The organism is Streptomyces sp. STAM6 (assembly GCF_054963715.1).
Genome location: NZ_JBUEFZ010000015.1, coordinates 26,941 through 49,794 on the forward strand (window position 1 = coordinate 26,941; position 22,854 = coordinate 49,794).

The 22,854-nt window shown below is 72.2% G+C and carries 18 protein-coding genes, 1 pseudogene and 1 riboswitch; of the genes and pseudogenes, 3 read left to right on the plus strand and 16 right to left on the minus strand.

The window, feature by feature from the left end:
* Positions 1-10: 10 nt before the first annotated feature.
* The 13 genes from ACY34K_RS19270 to ACY34K_RS19330 form a co-directional block, all read right to left on the minus strand.
* Positions 11-1,315 (minus strand): class I SAM-dependent methyltransferase, encoded by a 1,305-nt coding sequence (locus ACY34K_RS19270; RefSeq protein WP_462748636.1) that lies wholly within the window; start codon positions 1,313-1,315, stop codon positions 11-13.
* 242 nt (positions 1,316-1,557) lie between these two features.
* Positions 1,558-2,937 carry an NAD(P)/FAD-dependent oxidoreductase gene (locus ACY34K_RS19275; RefSeq protein WP_462748638.1) on the minus strand — a complete coding sequence of 460 codons (1,380 nt, stop codon included), beginning with the start codon at positions 2,935-2,937 and terminating at the stop codon, positions 1,558-1,560.
* Between the two features lie 334 nt (positions 2,938-3,271).
* Positions 3,272-4,237, minus strand: a complete 966-nt coding sequence (locus ACY34K_RS19280; protein WP_462748641.1) for a Ppx/GppA phosphatase family protein — start codon at positions 4,235-4,237, stop codon at positions 3,272-3,274.
* A complete protein-coding gene (locus ACY34K_RS19285) occupies positions 4,234-4,773 on the minus strand; it encodes a DUF501 domain-containing protein (RefSeq protein WP_462748642.1) in 540 nt (179 codons plus the stop codon). The genes ACY34K_RS19280 and ACY34K_RS19285 overlap by 4 nt, the downstream gene beginning before the upstream one ends.
* Before the next feature lie 13 nt (positions 4,774-4,786).
* Complete coding sequence (locus tag ACY34K_RS19290; protein WP_462748645.1) at positions 4,787-5,254, minus strand: FtsB family cell division protein; 468 nt, start codon at positions 5,252-5,254, stop codon at positions 4,787-4,789.
* Positions 5,255-5,435: 181 nt separating this feature from the next.
* A complete protein-coding gene (gene eno, locus ACY34K_RS19295) occupies positions 5,436-6,725 on the minus strand; it encodes a phosphopyruvate hydratase (protein ID WP_462748648.1) in 1,290 nt (429 codons plus the stop codon).
* Positions 6,726-6,969: 244 nt separating this feature from the next.
* A complete protein-coding gene (locus tag ACY34K_RS19300) occupies positions 6,970-7,647 on the minus strand; it encodes a transglycosylase family protein (RefSeq protein ID WP_462748650.1) in 678 nt (225 codons plus the stop codon).
* A gap of 3 nt (positions 7,648-7,650) precedes the next feature.
* Positions 7,651-7,819, minus strand: a riboswitch (cyclic di-AMP (ydaO/yuaA leader).
* A 260-nt stretch (positions 7,820-8,079) separates the two neighbouring features.
* Positions 8,080-9,054, minus strand: coding sequence for a transglycosylase family protein (locus ACY34K_RS19305; RefSeq protein ID WP_462748652.1), 975 nt, complete (start codon positions 9,052-9,054; stop codon positions 8,080-8,082).
* 123 nt (positions 9,055-9,177) lie between these two features.
* The gene (locus tag ACY34K_RS19310; RefSeq protein WP_462748654.1) at positions 9,178-10,431 is read right to left on the minus strand and encodes a cytochrome P450 family protein; all 1,254 of its coding nucleotides are present in this window, start codon (positions 10,429-10,431) and stop codon (positions 9,178-9,180) included.
* Positions 10,428-11,420 (minus strand): nucleoside triphosphate pyrophosphohydrolase, encoded by a 993-nt coding sequence (locus tag ACY34K_RS19315; protein WP_462748656.1) that lies wholly within the window; start codon positions 11,418-11,420, stop codon positions 10,428-10,430. Before ACY34K_RS19315 ends, ACY34K_RS19310 begins: the two co-directional genes overlap by 4 nt.
* A gap of 61 nt (positions 11,421-11,481) precedes the next feature.
* Positions 11,482-12,132, minus strand: coding sequence for a SurA N-terminal domain-containing protein (locus ACY34K_RS19320; RefSeq protein ID WP_462748658.1), 651 nt, complete (start codon positions 12,130-12,132; stop codon positions 11,482-11,484).
* Between the two features lie 82 nt (positions 12,133-12,214).
* Positions 12,215-12,643, minus strand: coding sequence for a GtrA family protein (locus tag ACY34K_RS19325; RefSeq protein ID WP_462748660.1), 429 nt, complete (start codon positions 12,641-12,643; stop codon positions 12,215-12,217).
* Positions 12,640-13,596 (minus strand): glycosyltransferase family 2 protein, encoded by a 957-nt coding sequence (locus tag ACY34K_RS19330; protein WP_462748663.1) that lies wholly within the window; start codon positions 13,594-13,596, stop codon positions 12,640-12,642. Before ACY34K_RS19330 ends, ACY34K_RS19325 begins: the two co-directional genes overlap by 4 nt.
* 126 nt (positions 13,597-13,722) lie before the next feature.
* Between ACY34K_RS19330 and ACY34K_RS19335 the strand changes: the two are divergent.
* Together ACY34K_RS19335 and ACY34K_RS19340 are read left to right on the plus strand one after the other, a co-directional pair.
* Positions 13,723-16,291: pseudogene (locus ACY34K_RS19335) on the plus strand (YfhO family protein).
* Between the two features lie 146 nt (positions 16,292-16,437).
* Positions 16,438-17,241, plus strand: a complete 804-nt coding sequence (locus tag ACY34K_RS19340; RefSeq protein ID WP_462748665.1) for a class I SAM-dependent methyltransferase — start codon at positions 16,438-16,440, stop codon at positions 17,239-17,241.
* A 33-nt stretch (positions 17,242-17,274) separates the two neighbouring features.
* Here the strand turns inward: ACY34K_RS19340 and ACY34K_RS19345 are convergent, their stop codons facing one another.
* The 3 genes from ACY34K_RS19345 to ACY34K_RS19355 all read right to left on the minus strand — a co-directional run bounded on the left by ACY34K_RS19345 (position 17,275) and on the right by ACY34K_RS19355 (position 21,629).
* A complete protein-coding gene (locus ACY34K_RS19345; RefSeq protein ID WP_462748666.1) occupies positions 17,275-18,801 on the minus strand; it encodes a serine/threonine-protein kinase in 1,527 nt (508 codons plus the stop codon).
* On the minus strand, positions 18,798-19,469 hold the full coding sequence (locus ACY34K_RS19350) for a hypothetical protein (RefSeq protein ID WP_462748668.1): 672 nt from the start codon (positions 19,467-19,469) through the stop codon (positions 18,798-18,800). The genes ACY34K_RS19345 and ACY34K_RS19350 overlap by 4 nt, the downstream gene beginning before the upstream one ends.
* Before the next feature lie 147 nt (positions 19,470-19,616).
* Entirely contained in the window at positions 19,617-21,629 is a 2,013-nt protein-coding gene (locus ACY34K_RS19355; RefSeq protein ID WP_462748812.1) for an N-6 DNA methylase, read from the minus strand.
* 220 nt (positions 21,630-21,849) lie between these two features.
* Between ACY34K_RS19355 and ACY34K_RS19360 the strand changes: the two genes are divergently transcribed.
* Positions 21,850-22,695, plus strand: coding sequence for a DUF4352 domain-containing protein (locus tag ACY34K_RS19360; RefSeq protein ID WP_462748669.1), 846 nt, complete (start codon positions 21,850-21,852; stop codon positions 22,693-22,695).
* Positions 22,696-22,854 lie beyond the last annotated feature (159 nt).

A 22,854-nucleotide genomic window follows, 5' to 3' on the forward strand; every position in this document is an offset into this window, starting at 1 on the left:
CGGCAGCCGCTCAGCCGCCGCTCGCCTCGCTCCAGACCCGCGGGCGCAGCGGCATGCCCGAGCGGCCGGACTCCGGCGTCCGCACCGCGAGGATCTGGTTGACGCCGATCCTGTTGCGCTCGAACGACACCGCCGACGCGGCCATGTAGAGGCGCCAGACGCGCGCCCGGCCGGGCGAGGTGAGCCGCTTGGCCCGCCCCCAGTCGCCCTCCAGGTTCGCCACCCAGCGCCGCAGCGTGAGGGCGTAGTGCTCGCGGATGGCCTCGATGTCACGGACCTCGAAGCCGGCCTCCTCCAGGGTGGCGGTGGTACGGCCGACCGGCGCGAGTTCCCCGTCCGGGAAGACGTAGGCGTCGATGAACTCGTCCACCCGGTAGGCGCCCTCGTCCGGCTCCGGCCGCCGGGAGATCTGGTGGTTGAGGAGGCGCCCGCCCGGTTTCAGCAGCGCGAACAGGTCGTCGGCGTACTCTCGGTAGCGGACCCGGCCGACGTGCTCGGCCATGCCGATGGAGGAAATGGCGTCGTACGGGCCGTCCCTGACATCCCGGTAGTCCTGCACCCGGATCTCGATCCGGTCGGTGAGGCCCTCGTCCGCGATGCGCTTGCGGGCGAAGGAGGCCTGTTCGGCGGAGAGGGTGACGCCGACGACCCGGGCGCCGTACTCCCGGGCGGCGTGGATCGCCATGGAGCCCCAGCCGCAGCCGACGTCGAGCAGCCGGTCCCCCTCCTTCAGGCCCAACTTGCGGCAGATCAGGTCCAGCTTGTCGGTCTGCGCCTGTTCGAGGGTGGAGTCCTCGGACCAGTAGGCGCACGAGTACACCATGGACGGGCCGAGGACCAGACGGTAGAAGTCGTTGCCGACGTCGTAGTGGTGACTGATCGCCTGCCTGTCGCGGTTCTTGGTGTGCAGCGGCCCGCGCCGGCGCCTGACCTCCTCGGCGGGCGGCGGGGGCGGCGGCCAGGCGCCGGCGAGCTGGATCAGCGTCCGCGCCGCGGCGCGCAGTCTCGGATCGCGCAGGGCGCCCGGGCTCTCGTCCCGGTCCGGTTCCCGCTCCCAGACGAGTGTGGAGAGCCGGTCGAGGGCCTCGTAGAGATCACCCTCCACATCGATCTCGCCGGCCACCCAGGCCCGGGCGAGACCGAGCTCTCCCGGCTTCCACAACAGCCGCCGCAGGGCCCGCCGGTGCCGTACGACGAGGACGGGCGCGCCCGGGGGTCCTGCCTCGGTGCCGTCCCAGGCCCGGATCCGGACCGGGAGCGGCACGCCCAGCAGGTCCTCGGCGAGAGCGGTCAGCCGCGAGGCGGCGTCGGCCATGGTGCACACCTCCGTGATTGGGGTCTCCCCTGATCGCGGAGCCCGAGGCGGATCCCGGAGCTCCACACCACGTAAACACCCATGGCTACCGAATGCAGTCCCGAAACAACGCAATGCGACGGCAAAATGCGTGCTGCGTCCATGCAAGGCCCGGGACGGCGGCCGTGGCCCGGCCCGGGAAACGCGAAAGGGGCCGCCCGCACCACGGATGGCGGGCGGCCCCTTTCGAGGCTGCGACTGGGTCAGGAGGCCTTGGCCTTCTCCGGAGTCGACGCGGCCGGAGCCGGGGCCGGCTTGGCGGCCTCGTAGAACTCCTCGCGCGGCGACTCGATGGCGCCGAGCGAGACGACCTCACGCTTGAGGAACATCGCGAGCGTCCAGTCCGCGAAGACACGGATCTTGCGGTTCCAGGTCGGCATCGCCATGCCGTGGTAGCCACGGTGCATGTACCAGGCGAGACGGCCCTTGAGCTTGATCTTCATCTTGCCCATGACGATCATCGCGACGCCCTTGTGCAGGCCGAGACCGGCGACCGCACCCTTGTTGGCGTGGCTGTACTCCTTCTGCGGGAAGCCCCGCATACCGGAGATCACGTTGTCACCCAGAATCCTGGCCTGGCGCAGCGCGTGCTGGGCGTTCGGCGGGCACCAGGCGTTCTCGTTGCCGGCCTTGCGGCCGACGAGGTCCGGAACCTGGGCGTTGTCGCCGGCGGCCCAGATGTAGTCGGTGCCCTGCACCTGCAGCGTGGGGGCGCAGTCCACGTGACCACGCGGGCCCAGCGGGAGGCCGAAGCGGGCGAGCGCCGGGTTCGGCTTGACGCCGGCGGTCCACACGATGGTGTTGGAGTCGACCTCCAGACCGTTCTTCAGCACCACGTGGCCGTCGACGCAGGAGTCCATGGACGTCGAGAGGTAGACCTCGACCCCACGGCCCTCCAGGTGCTCCTTGCCGTACTTGCCGAGCTTGGGCCCGACCTCGGGAAGGATCTTGTCCGCGGCGTCGACCAGGATGAAGCGCATGTCCTCGCGCTTCACGTTCTTGTAGTACTTCGCGGCGTCACGAGCCAGGTCCTCGACCTCACCGATGGTCTCCGCGCCGGCGAAACCGCCGCCCACGAAGACGAAGGTCAGCGCCTTGCGGCGGACCTCCTCGTCGGTGGTCGAGTCGGCCTTGTCGAGCTGCTCGAGGACGTGGTTGCGCAGGCCGATGGCCTCCTCGATGCCCTTCATACCGATGCCCTGCTCGGCGAGGCCGGGGATCGGGAAGGTGCGGGAGACCGCGCCCAGCGCGATGACCAGGTAGTCGAAGGGCAGCTCGTACGCCTCGCCGACGAGCGGCGCGATCGTGGCGACCTTGCGGTCCTGGTCGATGGTGGTGACCCGGCCGGTGAGTACCTCGGCCTTGGGCAGCACGCGTCGCAGCGGGACGACGACGTGCCGGGGCGAGATGCTGCCGGCGGCGGCTTCGGGGAGGAAGGGCTGGTAGGTCATGTACGACCGGGGGTCGACGACCGTGACGGTCGCCTCTCCGTAGCGCATCTTCTTGAGAATGCGCCGAGCTGCGTACAGGCCTACGTACCCACCGCCTACTACGAGGATCCTGGGACGCTCCGTGGTGCTCATGCCATCGAGTATCCACCCGCCTCAGGGGGGCTGCTCGTGCGCCCCTTCACAAGGTCCGGGGAGACCTCTGCTACACTCCGCCGCCCACGTGACCGAGGTCATGGCACGGCAGGGGAACCACGGTGTACGGGAACGCGTTGTTCACCCCCCGTGAACTGGGCGAGCGAGGACTTTGTAACGGTGGACCACCACGCCCGTTCACGCCGCGGAAACAAGGCTGGGGGCGTGTTCCGCTGATGAATCAGGGCCCCGACCGCCGCCCGGAGGGCCCAAAACCCTCTCCGAGACGCCCGCTGGGGCCCTTTTCTTGTGAAGAACTTCACGAACTTTTTCGTCAGGCCACCGACCAGGCGATTCCATCGAGGATGTCGTGCTCGCTGACGACCACCTCACGGGCCCCGATCCGCTCCATGATCTCCAGCAGGACCAGCGCCCCGGAGACGATGACGTCGACCCGCCCGGGGTGCATCACCGGGATCGCGGACCGCTCGTCGTGCGTCGCCGAGCGCAGCCGCCGGGTGACCTCGGCGACCTGCTCGTAGGAGATGTGGGAGCGGTGGATGGCGGCCGACTCGTACCGCTCCAGCCCGAGCGCGATCGCGGCGACCGTGGTGACGGATCCGGCCAGGCCGACCAGTGTGCCGGCCTCACGCAGCGGCACGGTCTCCTCGGCCAGGTCCAGCGCCGCCCCGATGTCGGCGCGGATGGCCGCGATCTCCTCGTCGGTCGGCGGGTCGTGCCGCACATGACGTTCGGTCAGCCGTACGCAGCCGATGTCGACGGACCGGGCCGCCCGGACGTGCGCCTCACCGACCACGAACTCGGTGGAGCCGCCGCCGATGTCCACCACCAGGTACTCGCCCGCCCGTCGCGCACGACCCTTCGGAAGAAGGCGCTCCGCGCCCTTCTCCTCTTCACCGTCGAGTTCCTTGGTGGCCCCGGTGAAGGAGAACTCGGCCTCCTGGTCACCGGTGATGACTTCGGGTTCGACGCCCAGGATGTCGAGCACCCCCCGCACGAAGTCGTCGCGGTTCTCGGCGTCCCGGGAGGCGGAGGTGGCAACGAAGCGCACCCGCTCCGCGCCGTGCTCCTTGATCACCTCGGCGTACTCGCGGCAGGCCGCGAAGGTCCGCTCCAGCGCCTCGGGGGCGAGCCGGCCGGTGCGGTCGACCCCCTGGCCGAGCCGGACGATCGTCATCCGGCGGTCCAGCTCGACGAGTTCACCCGTGTCGGGGTGGACGTCCGCGACGAGGAGGCGAATGGAGTTCGTGCCGCAGTCGATCGCGGCGACCCGGGTCATTCGGCGGACTCCTTCTCGTCCGAGCAGGGCGTGACGCAGGGGCCCTTCGCCCACCACTCCGGCAGCATGGCGATCGCCTCGTCGCCCAGCGGGTTGACGCCGGGGCCGGCCGCGAGCGAGTGGCCCACCAGGACGTGCAGGCACTTGACCCGGTCCGGCATGCCGCCGGCGCTCGGGAACCCCTCCAGGACCTCGATGGCGTCGCGGCGCGCGATGTAGTCCTCGTGCGCGGCCCGGTAGGCGGCGGCCAGCTCCGGGTCGCTCTGGAGCCGCTCGGTCATCTCCTTCATGACGCCGTTCGCCTCCAGCGTGCCGATCGCGGAGGCCGCGCGCGGGCAGGTGAGGTAGTACGTCGTCGGGAACGGCGTGCCGTCCGGGAGCCGGGGCGCGGTCTCGACCACGTCCGGGTTGCCGCACGGGCAGCGGTGCGCGATGGCGCGCAGGCCACGGGGCGGTCGGCCGAGCTGTTCCTTGAACGCCGCGACGTCCGCCTCGGTCGGCTCGGTGCGTTCGGTCTGCGGAGGGGGCGTTTCCATGCCTGCCTTGCGTCTACTCGTCGGTGCGGTCGGCGCTGTCCACGCCGTCCCAGAGGTTGGAGTACCAGGGGCGGTCGGCCGCGCCCTGGTCGGTGCGGCGCTCGCGCACCGCGTCGGGGTCGATCACCGTGTACCCGGTCTCGCCCGGCATCACGTAGTGCAGGTGCTCGCGGGCGAGGCGCCGGATGTAGGCGTCGTCCTGGAGCCGGGCCTTCTCGTCGCGCAGCTGTTCGACGCGTCGGCTCGCCTCGTCGGCCAGCCGCTCCTGCTCGGCGATCTCGCTCTGCTGCGAGACGTACTGCCGCATCGGGTAGGCGAGGGCCACCACGAGCGAGCAGACCACCAGCGCGAGGAAGGCGGCGCGCCCGGTGAGCCGCGAGCGACGGGCCTGCCGCCGGCTCTGGGAGCGGTAGACGCGGGCGGCGGTCTGCTCGCCGAGCAGCCGCAGCCTGGTCGCGGTGGAGAACCGGTCCCGGGCCATCGCCTCCGCCTCCCCTTCTCTGCACGTGCGTACGTCCCCGCACACGGTACGGGACCGAGTGCGGGGACGTACGTAAGGAGCGGGTGCCAGCCGCGGGAGAGGAGCCGGGTCAGCCCTCGAACCGACTGTGCCTACTGGTCCGCGAAGCGGCTGTGCCTACTGGTCCGCGAAGCGGCTGTGCCTACTGGTCCGCGAAGCGGAACCGCGGGAAGGCGCTGCGGCCGGCGTACACCGCGGCGTCGTCGAGGATCTCCTCGATGCGCAGCAGCTGGTTGTACTTGGCGACGCGCTCGGAGCGGGCCGGGGCGCCGGTCTTGATCTGGCCGCAGTTGGTGGCGACGGCCAGGTCGGCGATGGTGACGTCCTCGGTCTCGCCGGAGCGGTGGGACATCATGCACTTGAAGCCGTTGCGCTGGGCCAGCTCGACGGCGTCCAGGGTCTCGGTCAGCGAGCCGATCTGGTTGACCTTGACGAGCAGTGCGTTGGCGGCGCCCTCCTCGATGCCGCGGGCGAGGCGCTCCGGGTTGGTGACGAACAGGTCGTCACCGACGAGCTGCACCTTGGAGCCCAGCTTCTCGGTGATGGTCTTCCAGCCGTCCCAGTCGTCCTCGAACAGCGGGTCCTCGATGGAGACCAGCGGGTAGGCGTCGACGAGCTCCGCGTAGTACTCGGTCATCTCGGCGGCCGAGCGGGACTTGCCCTCGAACTCGTACGAGCCGTCCTTGTAGAACTCGGAGGCGGCGACGTCGAGGGCGAGCGCGATGTCCTTGCCGGGCGTGTAGCCGGCCAGCTTGATGGCCTCGAGGATGAGGTCGAGGGCGTCGCGGTTGGAGTCCAGGTTCGGGGCGAAGCCGCCCTCGTCGCCCAGGCCGGTGGAGAGGCCCTTGTCCTTCAGGACCTTCTTCAGGGTGTGGTAGACCTCGGCGCCCCAGCGCAGGGCCTCGGAGAAGGACTCCGCCCCGATCGGGGCGATCATGAACTCCTGGATGTCCACGTTGGAGTCGGCGTGCGAGCCGCCGTTCAGGATGTTCATCATCGGCACCGGCAGCAGGTGCGCGTTCGGGCCGCCCAGGTAGCGGAAGAGCGGCAGGTCGGACGCCTCGGAGGCGGCGTGCGCGACGGCGAGGGAGACGCCGAGGATGGCGTTGGCGCCGAGCGAGGACTTGTCCGGGGTGGCGTCCAGGTCGAACATCGCCTGGTCGATCAGCCGCTGCTCGGTGGCGTCGTAGCCGACGAGCTCCGGGCCGATCTGCTCGATGACGGCGAGGACGGCCTTCTCGACACCCTTGCCGAGGTAGCGGTCCTTGTCACCGTCGCGGAGCTCGAGGGCCTCGAACGCACCGGTGGATGCACCGGAGGGGACGGCAGCACGGCCGGTGCTGCCGTCGTCGAGGCCGACCTCGACCTCGACCGTGGGGTTGCCTCGGGAGTCCAGGATTTCCCGGGCTACGACGACGTCGATGGACGGCACGAGCATCTCCTTCTGGGATGTGACGCGTGGAGTGCGAGGTCTCTTTGGCCTTGCGGCAAGAGCCTAACCGGCTCGGGGTCCCTGACCAGCCGACGCCCGCCTCCTGGGACGAAAAAGGGCTCACGAGTCTGCATTACGCACAAAACGCCACGAAACTTACTGGTCGGTAGCACTTTTGCGCGAGGAAACCCCGACCCGGAGCGCACGGGGGAAGGGCACTCCGGGCCGGGGTGGTGTGCGGGGGTCAGCCCAGGTGGAGCTGCTGGCCCGGGTAGATCAGGTCGGCGTCCTCGACGATGTCCTTGTTCAGCTCGAAGAGCTTCTTCCAGCCGCCCTTGACGTTCTTCTCCTCGGCGATGGTGGAGAGGGTGTCGCCGGCCTTCACCTTGTACTCGCCGTCACCCTTCTCGACCTTCTTGCCGGTCGGGGTGGTGACGGTCTTGGACTCGGCCTTCGGCGCGGTGCGCTGCTGGCTGCGCGTGGTCGGCTGCTCGGCCTTGCGCTCCTGCGGCTTCGGCTGGGCCTGCTGGGCGGCGGCGCCGTCGTACGAGGCGTTCGACAGGCCCACGCCGCAGCTCGGCCAGGCACCCTTGCCCTGGCCGGCCAGGACCTTCTCGGCTATCTCGATCTGCTGCGACTTGGACGCCTTGTCGGCGGTGGGGGCGTAGGCCGTGCCGCCGTACGCGGCCCAGGTGGAGGCGGAGAACTGCAGGCCGCCGTAGTAACCGTTGCCGGTGTTGATCGACCAGTCGCCGCCGGACTCGCACTGGGCGACCTTGTCCCACTCGGCGGCCGTGGCGGCCGAGGCGGACGTGGCGCCGATCAGGGGGGCGGCGACGGCGGCACCGGTGATGCCGGCGAACGCGGCGAACCGGGCGGCCTTGGACGGGCGACGGTGCTTGGCCTTGCCGGAGAACAGCATGGGACATCTCCTCACCGACGCCTACGAGGTGAGCTGTCGGGTTCGGGCGGTGACTGCCCGGCCGCGCGACTGGCGCGCGGCTTCACCCCAAGCCGGCTCCGGGCCATCTCTCAATGGCCGGGCCCGGCACAAACCTTGGGTCCCCCGCTCCTGCCTTCGGCGCATGACGCGACGACTGTTCCCGACGGCCGGCGGCAGGATTCGGCGTACCGGTCGTAGGGGCCCGCGGTGGCGAGCGGTCCTGACCGTAAGCGCACACCTGCCCGAAGTTCAAAGACGGACATCAGGGATGAACCGCCCTTACTTACCGACTCCGAGCAGGTGTTTGCGCAGGTGAGAAGTGAAGCGACAGGAGTTTGCGGTCGTGACGCACCAGTTGGGACAAAGAGACTCTTGTCTCACTTGCACAGAACCGGACATACGGCCGCGAACTCACTCCTGCGCGGCAGGCTCCCCGGCAGGCTGACCGGCCGTCAGATCCAGGCTCTGACCGGGGCGAATGAGGTCCGGGTCGGTCCCCACGGTCTCCTTGTTGCCCTGGTAGAGCGCAGCCCATCCCCCGGGCAGCTCGTGCGCGACCGCGATGGCGGAAAGACTGTCGCCGGGGCGGACGGTGTACTCGCCGGACTCGACGCTCTCCGGAGCGCGGGCCGACCCGTCACCACGAGAGGGGTGTTCGCCCGCTTCACGCCCGTTGTCCGGATTGCCGGTCTCCGTGGCGCCGGCGCCGGGAACGGCCGGCTCGGTCGGGGTCGCCGAGGTGCCGGGGGCCGCCGGGGTGCCCTCCGGGGCCTCCGCCGGGTCGGGCTCGCCGCGGTGCTTGCCGGTGCCGGGCGTACCGTCGGCGGCGCCGCCGGCCGGAGCGGCGGGCGGCTCGGTGGACGGCGCCGGGTCGGGCGTCGCGATCGGGTCCAGCGGGTCCGCCGGGGTCGTCTCGGCGGGCTTGTCCTCCCCGGCCGGGTCGGTGGGCTTCGCCGGATCCGGCTTGGCGGGGGCCTCCTCGGTGGGCGTGGCGCCCGGCGCGGGGGTGTCCTCGCTCACGAGTCCCGCGATGGGGGCGCAGGTCTCCCAGGCGGCCGACCCCTGCGCCGCGTGCACCTTCTCCGCGACGGCGATCTGCTGGGCCCGGCTCGCGAGGTCGGCCCGCGGGGCGTAGGCGAGGCCGCCGTACGTCTCCCAGGTCTCCTGCGACATCTGCAGGCCGCCGTAGTAGCCGTTGTCGAGGTCCGCACTCCACATGCCGCCGGACTCGCACTCGGCGACCCGGTCCCAGGTGGTGGCGTCCACGGCCGACGCGGAACCCGCGCCGAGCAGTGGAATGGCGATGGCGGATCCGGTCACCCCTGCCGCGACGATGATGGCGGGGGCTTGACGGGGTCGTCGGTGCCGGCCGTTCCCGGAGCGCATGCGGTGAGCCTTTCGCGTGACTGCTGAGGTGACGGTGAAAGTAGCGGCTCTCGAACGTCAGTCACAAGTCGATGCACTGGAGATTACGCGAAGATCACAGATATGACGGAGCGTCAGTTGACATCACTCCCCAAAGGGGGCGAACTCGACCGGGAGCGTGCGCAGTCCACGCATAATGAGCCCACCACGCCACCGCAAATCGGCCGGATCGCCCGCAAGTCGCAGATCGGGCAGACGGGTCAGCAGGGTAGCCAGGGCGGTCTGCCCCTCCAGCCGGGCGAGCGGCGCGCCGAGGCAATAGTGGATGCCGTGCCCGTACCCGAGGTGCTGGTTGTCCCGCCGCGCCAGATCGAGGGTGTCCGGACGGTCGAACCGCGCCGGGTCACGGTCGGCCGCGGCGAGCACGACGAGCACCGGGTCGCCGGCCGCGATCCGCTCGCCGCCGATGGTGAGCGGCTCGGTCGCGAAGCGCCAGGTCGCGAGCTCCACCGGCCCGTCGTAGCGCAGGAGTTCCTCGATTCCGGTCTCCAGCAACTCCCGCTCCCCCGCCGCGATCGACGCCTGCAGCCGCGCCCGCTGGTCCGGGTTGCGCAGCAGCGCGTACACCCCGTTCCCGATCAGATTGACGGTGGTCTCGAAGCCGGCGAAGAGCAGGATGAACGCCATGGCCGCGGCCTCGTTCTCGGTGAGGTGCTCACCGTGGTCGCTCGCCCGGATCAGCCCGGAGATCAGATCGTCCCCCGGCTCCTCGCGCTTGCGGTGGATGAGCTCCGCGAGGTAGCCGCGCATCTTCTTCACCGACCGGGCGACGCCGCCGCGCGGTCCGCCGCCGTGCCGGATCATCATCCCGGCCCAGTCGCGGAAGTCGTCCTGGTCCTCGCGCGGGACGCCGAGCATGTCGCAAATGGCATAGATCGGGAGCGGAAACGCGAACTCGTGGATGAGATCGGCGCTGCCTTTTGTAGCGAAGTTGTCGATGAGCCGGTCCGTCAGCTCCTGAACACGGGGCGCGAACTCCGCCACGCGCCGCGGGGTGAACGCCTTCGAGACGAGCCTGCGCAGCCGGGTGTGGTCCGGCGGGTCGATGTTCAGCAGATGCGTCATCAGCTCGGCCTTGCGCTCGCCGGGGATGCCGGTCTTGCCCTTGGCGTGCGCGGGCTCGTCGTGGTGCGCGGGGTTCTTGCTGAGCCGCTGGTCGGCGAGGGCCTGGCGGGCGTCGGCGTACCGGGTCACGAGCCACGCCTCGACTCCGCTCGGCAGCTTGGTGCGGTGCACGGGGGCGTGCTCGCGCAGCCAGGCGTAGGCGGGGTACGGGTCGGTGGCGAACTCCCAGGTGAAGAGTTCGGGCGCGACGTTCGGAGCGGGCTGGTCGTTCACTCCTCGACGTTAACGCCGGGTCCGCCGGCCCCGTGCCCCTCGGCGGCCCGGATCGCGTCCCGGTAGGCGCGGCCGGCCGCGCGCAGCGCGGCCTCCGGGTCGACGCCCTCGGCCTCCGCGCGGACCGCGAGGGCCAGCAGTTCGTAGCCGACGCCGGCGCCGGACGGCAGCGGCACCTCCAGGCCCGCGGTGCGGACCCGGCCGGCGAGCTTCGCGGCGAGGGCGAGGCCCGGCTGGCCCAGGGGAACGCCGTCCGTCACGGAGGCGCGCTGCTTCTCGATGGCCTTCGTGCGGAGCCAGTGCTCCTTGACCTCCTCCGGCGTCTCGGCGCGTTCCTCACCGAAGACGTGCGGGTGCCGGTGGATCAGCTTCTCGACGATCGTGCCCGCGACGTCGTCGACGGAGAACGGCTCGTCCTCGTGCTCCTGGGCGATCCGGGAGTGGAAGACGACCTGGAGGAGTACGTCCCCGAGCTCCTCGCGCAGCTCGTCCCGGTCGCCGTCCTCGATGGCCTCGACGAGCTCGTACGCCTCCTCGATGCCGTACTTGGCGAGCCCCTCGTGCGTCTGCCGGGACGACCAGGGGCACTCGCGCCGGATGCGGTCCATGACCTCGACCAGGTCGAGCAGCCGGGCGCCCGGCAGGTCGTAGGAGCCGGGCAGCAGCTCCAGGTCGGGCATGGCGACCCGGCCGGAGCCGGCCATCCGCGCAAGGCCGTCGGTCAGCGCGCGGTCGCCCTCGCCGGAGGGGACGACCACCACCGTGGCGCCTCCGGCGCAGGCGTCGACCAGCTCCTGTGCGGTCGGTGCGGCGATCTCCACCCGGACCCCGGCCTCCCGCACATAGGGCAGCTGGGGATGGTTCTCGTCCGCGCAGAGCACCCGGTCGGCGGCGTGCAGCGTCTGCCAGGCGGGCCAGGACAGCAGTCCGGGGGCGACGCGGTGGCTGGCGGTGAGCAGGACGATGCGGCCGGGGGTGTCAGCGTTCACCCCTCGAACCTACCTCTCCCGGTCCGCGTCCCGGACGGGCCCGGACCGGGGGCGGCTGTCGTCACAGCCCGGCGGGGCCGGCCTCGGGCGTCCTGGTCAGCTGCCTGATCCATGGGGCGCTGTACTCGCCGAGCTGGATCTTGTCGTTGTCCCAGGAGCCGTAGCGCGGGTTCACATCGATGTCGAGCGCCTTGGACGCGGCGGCGAAGACCTGCGTGAGCTTCTGCTGGCCCACGGGGGTGTTGGCCGCACCCAGCTTCGCGGCGATCTTGTTCATGAGGACATTGCGGCGAATGACGTCGTCGATCTCGTCGGGGGCCACGCCCTGCTGCTGGAGCAGCATGGCGGCCAGCTGCTCCTCGCCGCCGCTCTGCCCGGCCGCCTCGCGCCGGGTCTCCTGGATCTCCTTGCGGCTGGCGGTGATCCCGTGGTCGGCGGCGACCTTGTCGACGACCCGATCGAAGATCATTCCGTTCAGCTTCTCGCGGTTCAGGTCGCCGGTGGCCTTGATCAGCTGGTCCGCCTGGGCGGACGCCTGCTGGGCGGTGCGCACGTCCTTCACCTGCGCCTGGAGCGCGGCCACCTCGATCCGGTTCCCGCCGACGACGGCCGCGGCACCCGGGTGGGCGTCGCTGCCGCAGGCCGTGAGCAGCGGGGCCGCGGCGAGGAGCGCGACGGAGACGGAGAGCGCAGTGCGACGGCGGCGGTGCAAAGGAGCCTCCCGGCGTGGGTCGTGCGTCAGTTTGAACGACCTTGCGGTGATCGATGTTAGGCAGTGGACGTGGCCCAGGCCACTACTTCGGGCTCACTGTTCCGACTGTTTCGGACAACGAGTCACGCCGGGCGGGGGTCTCGGGGCGCAGCATGATCGTCCGGGAGACGGCGAACGTGATGGGGATGGCGGCCGCCGCGGCGAGCAGCGGGGCGTACCGGCTGGACAGCCCGGCCACCCCGACCAGCAGCCAGACGCCGCTGGTGGTGATCACGAAGTTCGCCGCGTTGGTCAGCGGGAAGAGCAGGAACTTCCGCCAGGTCGGGCGGGTGCGGTAGGTGAAGAAGCAGTTCAGGAAGAACGATCCGGTCATGGCCAGGAGGAAGGCGACGACGTGCGCGGCCACATAGGGCAGCCCGACGGCCAGCAGAAGCAGGTAGAGACCGTAGTACGTGGCGGTGTTCACCACGCCCACCAGGGCGAACCTGATGATCTGGCCGCGGACGGTCATCTGCGTACGAGCTCCTGGGGCGAGCGGTCGGGTACGGCGGTGTTGGTCGCCTTCACCAGGAAGTGCGGGCGCCGCTTCACCTCGTAGTAGATACGTCCCACATACTCCCCGACGACTCCCAGCATGACCATCTGGACCCCCGCGACGGCCGTGACGGTGACGAGGAGAGTGACATAGCCGGGAGTGTCGACCCCGTTCAGCAGCGCGTCACCCACGATCCACGCGGCATACCCGGCCGCGACGGAAACCAGTAGCAGGCCGAGGTAGAGGGCGGCCCGCAGGGGTTTGTCGTTGAAGGAGAGAAGTCCGTCCAGGCCGTAGTTCAGGAGTTTCCCGAAGCTCCATTTGGAGCGGCCCTTCTCGCGGACCGCGTTTCGGTACTCGAATGTGGTGGTGCGGAATCCGACCCAGGCGAAGAGGCCTTTGGAGAAACGGTTGTACTCGGTGAGTTCCAGGAGCGCGTCGACGGTGCGGCGGGACAGCAGCCGGAAGTCCCCGACGCCGTCCACGAGCTCGACCTCCACCAGCCGGTTGATCAGCCGGTAGTAGGCGCGGGCGGCGAGGGTACGGGTGACCCGGTCGCCCTCCCGGGTGCGGCGCGCCACGACCTGGTCGAATCCCTCGCCGTGCAGCCGCAGCATGGGGTGGATGAGCTCCGGCGGGTGCTGGAGGTCGGCGTCCATGATGATCACGGCGTCCCCGGCGGCGTGCCGGAGCCCGGCCAGCATGGCCGCCTCCTTGCCGAAATTGCGGCTGAAGGAGACGTAGCGGGTCCGGGAATCGGCTGCCGCCGTCTCCGTCAGCAGCGGGAGCGTACGGTCATGGCTTCCGTCGTCCACGTAGACCAGCTCGTATTCCACCCCGAGCAGGGCGAGTTCCGCGGTCACGCGAGCGTGGAAGCGGCCGATGATCTCCTCTTCGTTGAAACACGGCACAACAATCGAGATCAGCACGGAAGAACCACAACGGATGCGCGTGTCACCGGCGGTCGCATCACATGGCGGGCAGAAGACCATTGAATGAACTGGCGCCCGGGCCCGTCCTCTTCGCATTCCGGCGCCGGCATATTGCGGCACACCATGCCGAAACGCGTCCCGCTCACGTCCCCTCCGCTCCGCGCCGGGGCGCTCGCCGCGCTGCTCACCGCACTCGCCGTGTGCGGCGGTGACGCCGCAGCCCGCACCTTCCCCTTCGGACCGCACACGCGCGGCGTCAGCGACCTGGGCAATCAGTTCGTGCCGCGGACGGGCCGCGGGCGGGCTGCTGCTGAACTGGCGCTCCGGCTTCGGAACCAGCTTCCTGCCGGATCTCGGCACCTATCTGACCAGCCCGTTCTCAGTACTCGTCGGGCTCTTCCCGCGCGACGGGATCGACACCGCGGTGTATGTGATCACGGTTCTGAAGATGGCCGTGGCCGCCGCGGCGATGGCGTGCCTGCTGCTCGCCCTGCGGGCGGGGAGCCGGTGGGCGGCAGCCGTGCTGGGCGCCTCGTACGGACTGTGCGGCTGGTCGGTCGTGGAGGCGTCGTACAACCCGATGTGGCTCGACGGGCTCATCGCGTTCCCGCTGCTGTGCCTGGTCGGCGAATGGGTCCGGGCGGGCCGCCACCGGGTGCTCGGGCCGGTCGTCGTCGCCCTGGCCTGGACCGCCAACTTCTACACCGCCTACATGGCCACGATCGGCGCCGCACTGGTGCTGCTGTGCCGCGGGCTGCCCGGGTGGCGGGTGCTGGGGCGCGCGGCCGGAACACTGGCGCTGGGGGCCGGGCTCGCCGCGCCCGTCCTGGTGCCGGTGTTCCTCGGTTCCCGCCACGCCCACCCGGGCTGGACCCGGGAGTTCGCACCGGCCGGCTGGGCCGACGTGGCGGCGCGGACGCTGCCGGCGACGTACAGCTTCTTCACCCCGGCCGTCTTCGTCGGCACGGGGGCGCTGCTGCTGGCGGCGGCGCTGCCGTTCCGGCGGGACGTGCCCCGGCGCGAACGGTGGGTGTGGACGGGGCTGGCGGCGGGAGTGCTGCTGTCGTCGCAGTGGGGGCCGACCCATCTGGTGTGGCATGTGTTCGCCACGCCCAACGGCAGCCCGTACCGGCAGACCTTCGTGTTCGCCGGGGTCGTGGTCCTCGCCGCGTGGACGGCGGTGTCGCACGGGTGGCCGGAGCGGCGGGCGCTGCTCGCCGGCGCGGGGGTCCTGGGGGTGGTCGCGGCGGTCGCGGCGACCGGGGATCTGGCGTCGCACTGGACGTTTCCGCTGTTCGCGGCCGGTCTGGCGGCATCGGCGGGCGGGGTCGTGCTGGCCCGGCGCGGGCGGTACGAGCCGGTGGCGGCCGTCCTGCTGGCGGGCGTCCTGGTCGGGCAGGCAGCGGCCACGACGGCGTACGCCGACCGGGAGAAGCTCGGCCGGCTGGACGACTACCCGGCATGGGGTGCGGCCCACGAGGCCCGGGCGGCCGCGGTGGCCGGGGCGGACGGCTGGCCGCGCCACCGGACCGATCCCGGTACGCCCCGGCTGACGGGAAACGATCCCCTCCTGGTGGGCGGGCAGGGCGCCGCGTACTACAGCAGCCACACGCCGGCGGTGTGGACGCGGACGCTGACGGCGCTGGGCGGCGGGTGGACGTCGAACGGGCGCGCGCTGCAGTCGCTGGACAACCCGGTGACGGACGCCCTGTTCGCGGTGGGCGCGCGCGTGCGCGACGGGCGAGTGGTACGGGCCGCGGCAGTACTGCCGCTGGTGACGGTGCGGCCCGGCCCGGCGCCGGGCGCGGGGAGCCGCGCCGCACCGGGCACGGCCGAGCCGCGGACGGGGCAACTCCACTACGGTGCCTCACCGTTCCGCAACCAGGAGCTGCTGCTCGGGTCGCGTGTCTATGACCTCCCCGCCGACGGCGTGTGCCCGGTCGGCAGCGACGTCTTCCTGTGGGCACCGGACTTCACCGGCACGGCACGCCTGGGCCCGGACGGCCGGGCCGCGGAGCTGCGTGGCGGAGTGCCCGAGCGGCGTGCGCCGATGACCCCGCTCGGAACCCAGCGCACCGCGGGCACGACGGTCGTGCTGGACGGGCACGGCGATGTCCCGGGCGGGGGCGGTGCGGCGGACCGGGGCGGGACGAAGGACCGGAGGACGACGACGGCCGGCCGGGGGGCGGTCGGCTGCCTGGACCGTGACCGGCTGGCGGCCGCGGTCGCCGGTCTGAGGGCGTCCGCGGCGGTCGCGGTGCACGTCACCGCCGACGGCGTCCGTGCCGAACTGCCGCCGGGGGCCCGGGGCACGGCCGTGCTCGCGGCCCCCAGGATCGCCGGCTGGTCGTGCTCCGGCCGCCCGGCGCGGGCCTACCTGGGGCTGGTGGCGGTCGGCCTCGACGGTGGTCGCTCGACCGTGGAGTGTTCGTTCCGCCCGCCCGGACTGCGCGCGGGCGCGGCTGTGGCGGCCGTGTCGCTGGTGGTCCTGGCGGGGTGGGTGCTTCGTGGGCGAGTGAGCCGAAGTGGGGGTCCTCCCGGCCGAAGGCGGGGGCCGCGGTGTCGAAAGGAGACTGCGATCGATATGTGTCTACCGCCGCGTGGGCGCAGGTTCCGAGGCACGGGGAACCGAGCGGGGGCACCTCCCACGCCCGCAGGGCGTCGGGGGAGATCGACTGTCGACACCGAGTGAGGCGCGCACCGGTGGGGTCCCCCTGCCTGAGCCAGGGGGAGCACCGAGCCCAAGAAGAGCACTTCGTTCACGCGCCACCAAGACTTCACCCGGACAGCACCGTGCCGTGGCCCGCGAGGCGGCCGGTGCGGCGTAGCTTGCCCCGCATGCCCTCTCTTCTGAGCAACCGGCTGGCGAAACGGGTTCTGCGCCCCGCGTTCACCCTGGTCGAACAGCGCATGGAGCGCGTCACCACCGCGTTCCAGAACGACCTCGACGCCCTGCACCACGAAGTGGCCGATCTGCGGCGGCAGAGCTACGGCCTCGGGCTGCTGCTCGACCAGGCCGGCCGGGACGGGCACCGCATGCCCACCGCCACCCAGGTCGACCGGCTCGTCCGCGAGGTGCGCGCCGTCACGGGCGCCGACGGCGAGCGCGTCCGGCACGACATCACCGTCGCCTACCGGCATCTGGTGGCCCTGGAGGCGCTCGGGGTCGGCGGTCTGGCCGGGTCGGTCTCCGACGTGTGCGGGCGGCTCGCGACCCTGCCGCTGCTCGCCCCGCCGAACGGCGAGGTGCTGGAGCTCGGTACGGTCGACGGCCTGTTCGCGGCGGCGCTCCGGCGGATGCTGCGGCGCGGCGGGACCGAGGCACGGCTGACGATCGTCGACCCGCTGGACGGCTCCGCGACCCGCGAGGACGTGGTGGCGGGCAACGTGGCGCTCGGCGGCGGCCGTCCCGGGGCCGGGGCCCGGATCGTCCGGGGCGCCTTCGACGACCCGGAGGTTCAGGAGCGGATCGGCGACCGGGACTACGGGGTGGTGGTGGTGAACGGGGACCACGATCCCGCGCTGGTCCGGAAGCTCGCCGTGCCGGAGGCGGTCGTCGTCCTGGCCGCCGGTCTCGCCCCGGGCGCCGGGTTCACGGCGGTCGGGCGGGTCGCCGACTCGGAGTACTTCCGGGCGGGCTGACCCGGCTCCCTTCCCCACCCGTCGGACGGCCCGCTACATGCCCCGCATCCGCTGCTGGCGCTCCAGCGAACGACGCAGCTCCGCCGGCAGCGGGTGGTAGGGACCGTAGGTCCGCTCCGTGTCGTACAGCAGGTTCTGCAACTGCTGCTGGGCCGCGGTGTGGTCGCCCATCGCGAGCAGCAGGTGCCCGATGCGGTGCCGGATGTCGAAGGCGCGGCCCTGGTCGGCGCCGGTCGACTGGGTGTTCTCGTAGTACGGCAGGACCGCGCGGTACTCGGCGAGGGCGGCGGCCGCCTCGCCCAGGTGTTCCAGGCACAGCGCGGCGTCGTACCGGAACTGGAGCGTCTGCGGGTCGGCCTGGCCTGCCTCGGCCGCCCGGTCGTCCGCCAGCCGGCGCAGCTCGGGCAGCGCGCGGCGGTACTGCCCGTCGTCCATCAGCGTCGTCGCGTACTGCTTGCGCAGGATCCTGACGACCGGGGAGTGCTCGCCGTGCTCGGCGGCCGCGGCCGGGAGGATGCCGCCGAGGATGTCGACGGCCTGGGTGATGCTGCCCTCGCCGAGCAGGCGCTTGACCTCGTCGACGGCGGCCGCGACGTCGGGGCGGTCCGCGACGGGCGCGACGGCGGGCTGGGGCGCGGGCGCCGGGGTGGTGACGCGGTCGGGCCACGGGGCGTGCGGGCGCAGGAACGGGCGGGTCGGGTCGAGGGGGCCGGCCGGGGCCCCGCGCGCGGGCAGCATCGGGGCGAGCGCCTCGTACACCTCCTGCGCCCCGGACGGCCGGTGCTGGGGGTCCTTGGCGAGCAGCCGCAGGACCAGGGCCTGGAGCGCCTCGGGGATCTCGGGGCGCAGCTGCCGGACGGGCAGCGGCGGCTCGTAGAGGTGGCGGTGGAGCACACCGAGCGCGGTGGAACCGGCGAACGGCACGTTGCCGCTGAGCAGTTCGTGCAGCAGCACCCCGAGTGCGTACAGGTCCGTGTACGGGCCGACCGCGCCGCCCATGGCCTGCTCGGGCGCCATGTAGGCGGGGCTGCCGATCGGGGAACCGGTGTGGGTGAGGCGGGTGGTGTCGGTGTCGATGACCGAGGCGACGCCGAGGTCGAGGACGGTGACGGTGCCGTCGGGCTTCACCATCACATTGCGGGGCTTGAGGTCACGGTGGACGATCGGCACGGCGTGCACGGCGGCGAGCACCGCGCACAGCTGGGCGGCCACCGACACGGCCCACTGCCAGGGGTAGGGATCGTGCTCGGCGAGGTGGTCGGCGAGGTCGGCTCCCTCGACGTACTGCATGACCAGGTACAGGTCGTCGCCGTCACTGCCCGCGTCGTGGACGGTGACCAGACCGGGGTGGGCGACCTGGGCGGTGACGCGGCACTCGCGGACGAACCGGCGGCGCATCTCCGCCGCGGCCGTCGCGTTGGCCATGTGGTCGGGCCGGAGGAGCTTGACGGCGACGCGCCGGTCGAGCCGGCCGTCGTAGGCCGTCCAGACCTGGCCCATGCCGCCCTGACCGATGACGGTGGACAGTTCGTACCGGCCGGCGATGACCCGTCCGTTCACCGGCCCTGGCCCTCCTGTCCCTTGCTGTGTCGAAGAATGTCGCTGAGCTCGTCGAGCTCGGCGCGCACCTGGTCGATGCGGGGCTTCTGCTCGGCCGGGGCCTGGGGGTGCACGACCGGCGGCGGCTCGGGGGCGGCGGGCCGGGGGTAGCCGTGCGGCGGCGGGGTGGGCGCCTGGGCCACCGTCGGCGGCTGGGCGATCGTCGGCGGGCGGCCGGCCGTCGGCGGGTGGACGGCCGTGGGCGCCTGGGGCGGGTAGCCGTACCCCATGGTGCCGCCCATCGGCGGTACGGGCGGCACCGGCCGGTGCACGGGGCCGAGCCGCTCGTAGTGCCGGATCTCGGCGAAGAGGTAATAGCTGATGACGCCGGCGATCGTGCCGACGACCCCGAAGAAGATGATCATCGCGTCGCCGTCGCCGATCTCGCCCTTCGCGTCCACCGGGGCCATGGCGGCGAAGACGAGGAGCCAGACGTTCAGCCCGAGGACGAGGACGAACAGCACCCAGTCCAGCGCCTTACGGGTCAGGAGCGCGACCCGGAGCATGGGCGCCGAGGCGAGGAAGCCGCAGCTCAGGAGGGTCACCGCCACGAAGACGGCGCGCAGTACGGCAAGCGTGCTGCCGGCGGGGCGCCCGGGCTGGGGCGGTGCGTAGCCGTGGCCCTGCATTCCTGCTCCTGAGGGGTACGGAAATCTGACAAGGAGTCGAGCGTATACACCGACACCGACAACGTCCTCAGGGTTGTGCGGAACCGTTGTTGAACTGATCACGCCGGCCCCGCGCTCAGGAGCGGGACCGGCGCGGACCCCGGGCGCTCACGCCTCCACGGTGCCGTCCGTCAGCCCGTCGTACAGGCCCCGCACGAGCTGCTCGCCGAGCCGGCCCGCGAGCCGCAGCGCGTCCTCGAACTCGGCGAGGGCCCGGAACCGTTCGCCGTACCGCTGCTGCTCGGCGAGCGGGAGCCGGGGCAGCTGCAGGCGCCGCACGTCGAGCCGGGTCGCGGTCGACGCGTAGCTGCTGGCCTGCCGGTTGTTGGCGCTGCCGCGCAGGAACCCGGCCAGGAACCAGGGGTCGAGGGCGGCGGGGTCGGGGCGCAGGAGCTGGAGGTTGCGCCCGAGGGCGGCGCCGGCCGTGGCCTCGTCGACGACCCGTGCGACGGCCCCGCCACCGAGGACGGGGACGACGACGTCACCGGCCCGGACGAGCACGGGCTCCTCGCCGGGGCCTTCGGGGAGGCTTCCGGACGGTGCCTGGCTGCTGAGGACGTCCTGTTCGGTGAGCACGCGCGCGGTGCCGGTGCCGCCGCCCCCGGCGTGCAGTTCCAGGGCCCCGGTGCGGGCGAGTTCGCCGACGGTGGCGCCGGGCAGCCGCGCGGGCTGCGCCTGGGCCGGTTTGCCGGCGGGCGGGGTGAGTTCGCCGGTGCGGCGCAGGACAGTGGTCAGGCGGTCGCGCACGGCCGCGAGTTCGGCCGCGCCTCCGCCCGCGGCCGGGGGCGGCAGATGGCGCGCGGGCGCGAGGTCGACGTCGTCGTCGAGAAGCTCGATGACGGGGACGGACCGGCTGGCACCGGGCCGTTCGGTGACGGTGCCGTGCTTGTCGAAGGGCAGCCAGGCGTCGAGCACCGCGCTGTGGACGGCCTGCCAGTCGAGTTTGTCGCGGCCGGTGCCGGTCTGGTCGGCGGTGTCGACGAGGAGCAGCTCGGGCGAGGTGGTGACGCCGGCGGCGGGCTTGCGCAGTACCCACAGGTGGAGCGGGATGCCGTACGGGGGCGCGGCGCCGGCCGGGAGGGCGACGACGGCGCGCAGGGCGCCGCGGCGCAGGAGGTCGGCGCGGATGCGGCGGCCGGAGCGGCGGGACGCGGCGGCGGGCGGCATGAGCAGGACCGCTGTGCCGCCGGGGCGCAGCCGGGCCAGGGCGTGCTGGACCCAGGCCAGCTCCGACTCGGTGCGGGCCGGGAAGCCGTACTCCCAGCGCGGGTCGTAGGCCAGTTCGTCGTGGCCCCAGTTGCGCTCGTTGAACGGCGGGTGGCAGAGCACCGCGTCGGCGGTGAGCTGTGGGAAGGCGTCGGCGCGCAGTGAGTCGCCGGCTTCGGCGCGGATGTCGGCGCCGGTGTGCAGGGCGAGCCGCAGGGCGGTCAGCGCGGCGAGGTCCGGGTCGGCGTCCTGGGCGTGGAGGGCGGCGGGCTTCTCGACCGCGCGCAGGAGTGTGCCCGTCCCGGAGGCGGGGTCGAGGACCGTGGTGCCGGTGGCGGTGCCCAGGGCCACTGCGGCCATGAGGGCGGCCGGGCCGGGCGGGGTGAGCGTGTACTGGCGCGGGTTGGCGTCGAGGTGGCGGCCTAGGAGGAATTCGAAGGCCTGGCGGGCGCCGGTCTCGGCGGCGAGTTCGGCGACGGCCCGCAGCAGGGGTACGGACGGGGAGAGCGCCTGGACGTGCGGGGTGTGCACGGCCCGGCGGGTGCCGAAGCGCAGGGTGAGCACCTCCTCCAGGGCGGTCGGCAGAAGCTCGGCCATCCGCTCGTCGGAGACGGCGGTCAGCTCCAGCCAGCCGCTGGACCTGTCCCGTACGAGCAGCAGGGCGCAGCCCGCGTGGACGAGGGCGGTGACGGCGCCGGCGGGGTGGCCCGCGATCTGCTGCCAGACCCGTTCGCGCAGCGGGACCTCGGCGAGCTTGCCCTGGGCCCGCAGCCAGCGCTCGACGTCCTGGAGCGCGAACGAGGGGCTGGTCTCGGTGCCGCCGACGGGGCGCGGGAAGTCGGCGTGGCGGCGGCGCCAGTTGCTGACGGCGGCCCGTCCCACTCCGGCGAGCCGGGCGATCCCGGCGGCGGTCACCTCTGCTGCGTTGTCCGTCACCCGGCTGGCTCCCCTCGTGCGCTGTTGTGGCGCCGATCCTAGCGGCATGCGCAAGACCGAGCGCTTCACAGTGTGAGTCGGCCCGACTTCTGTGAATCGTGTTGACTCGGTTCACAGCCTCTGGTCTTATTGACCCGTCGCCACACGGGGCTCACGGTGAGTCCCGGTCACACCCCAGTCCTGTCCGGGAGGCCAACCCATGTCCCACTCCATGCAGCAGCCCCAGTACGACGCCCCGCACCCGCAGTCCGGCCCGGGGGGATACGGCGCGCCGGCGCCGCGGATCCGCAACGGTCTCGGTACCGCCGCCCTGATCCTGGGCATCATCGGCGCCCTCTCCGGGGTGATCCCGCTGCTGTTCTGGCTGGCCGGCATCCTCGGTCTGATCGCCCTGATCCTGGGCCTCGTCGGCCGCGGCAGAGTCAAGCGCGGTGAGGCCACCAACAAGGGCGTCACCACCACGGGCGCCGTGCTCGGCCTCCTCGCGCTGATCCTCTCGGTCGTCGGCGCGGTCATCACCCTGAAGGCCGTGGACGACGCGGTGGACGAGCTCAACAAGGAACTGAACAGCACCGCGCCCAAGGAGCCCGCCTCCGGCAGCGGCTCCGCGGCCCCGGCCGGCAAGGGCGACGCCGGCAAGGGAGCCAAGGGCAAGGGCCTCGCCGCGGGTGACACCTCGATCTACGACGACGAGCTGCAGGTCACCGTCTCCGAGCCGAAGGCCGTCAAGCCCGGCGAGTTCGCGGTCGGCCACACCGAGGGCAACAAGGCCTACGAGGTCACGATCGTCATCAACAACGCCGGCAAGGAGAAGTTCGACGCCAACCTGGTCACCGTCCAGGCCCGCGCGGGTGCCGACGGCGTCAACGCCGAGGAGATCTTCGACGGCGACACGTACGGCAAGGGCTTCAGCGGCACGATCCTGCCCGGCAAGAAGGCCACGGTGAAGTTCGCCTTCGACGCCCCGGCCGCCGCGAAGAACCTGTCCGTCGAGGTCTCCCCCGGCCTCGACCACGACGCCTCGCAGTGGGAGCTGAAGCTCTGACTCCCTGAGCTCGGCCCGGGCCGCGCGCCCGGGCTCAGCCGCGTCTCGCCGCGCCTCGCCCCGGGCCCCCTCCACGGCTCCCCCACCCGGCTCTTCCCCGCCCCCCTCCCTCTCCCTCTCTCCCCCTCTGCTCTGCCCCTGTTCCCCGCCACCCGGCCG

Bases quoted from the DNA above. Each gene is read 5' to 3' on its own strand.
- ACY34K_RS19270 (WP_462748636.1), bottom strand. From the start codon at position 1,315: ATGGCCGACGCCGCCTCGCGGCTGACCGCTCTCGCCGAGGACCTGCTG.
- ACY34K_RS19275 (WP_462748638.1), bottom strand. From the start codon at position 2,937: ATGAGCACCACGGAGCGTCCCAGGATCCTCGTAGTAGGCGGTGGGTAC.
- ACY34K_RS19280 (WP_462748641.1), bottom strand. From the start codon at position 4,237: ATGACCCGGGTCGCCGCGATCGACTGCGGCACGAACTCCATTCGCCTC.
- ACY34K_RS19285 (WP_462748642.1), bottom strand. From the start codon at position 4,773: ATGGAAACGCCCCCTCCGCAGACCGAACGCACCGAGCCGACCGAGGCG.
- ACY34K_RS19290 (WP_462748645.1), bottom strand. From the start codon at position 5,254: ATGGCCCGGGACCGGTTCTCCACCGCGACCAGGCTGCGGCTGCTCGGC.
- ACY34K_RS19300 (WP_462748650.1), bottom strand. From the start codon at position 7,647: ATGCTGTTCTCCGGCAAGGCCAAGCACCGTCGCCCGTCCAAGGCCGCC.
- ACY34K_RS19305 (WP_462748652.1), bottom strand. From the start codon at position 9,054: ATGCGCTCCGGGAACGGCCGGCACCGACGACCCCGTCAAGCCCCCGCC.
- ACY34K_RS19325 (WP_462748660.1), bottom strand. From the start codon at position 12,643: ATGACCGTCCGCGGCCAGATCATCAGGTTCGCCCTGGTGGGCGTGGTG.
- ACY34K_RS19340 (WP_462748665.1), top strand. From the start codon at position 16,438: ATGCCCTCTCTTCTGAGCAACCGGCTGGCGAAACGGGTTCTGCGCCCC.
- ACY34K_RS19350 (WP_462748668.1), bottom strand. From the start codon at position 19,469: ATGCAGGGCCACGGCTACGCACCGCCCCAGCCCGGGCGCCCCGCCGGC.
- ACY34K_RS19360 (WP_462748669.1), top strand. From the start codon at position 21,850: ATGTCCCACTCCATGCAGCAGCCCCAGTACGACGCCCCGCACCCGCAG.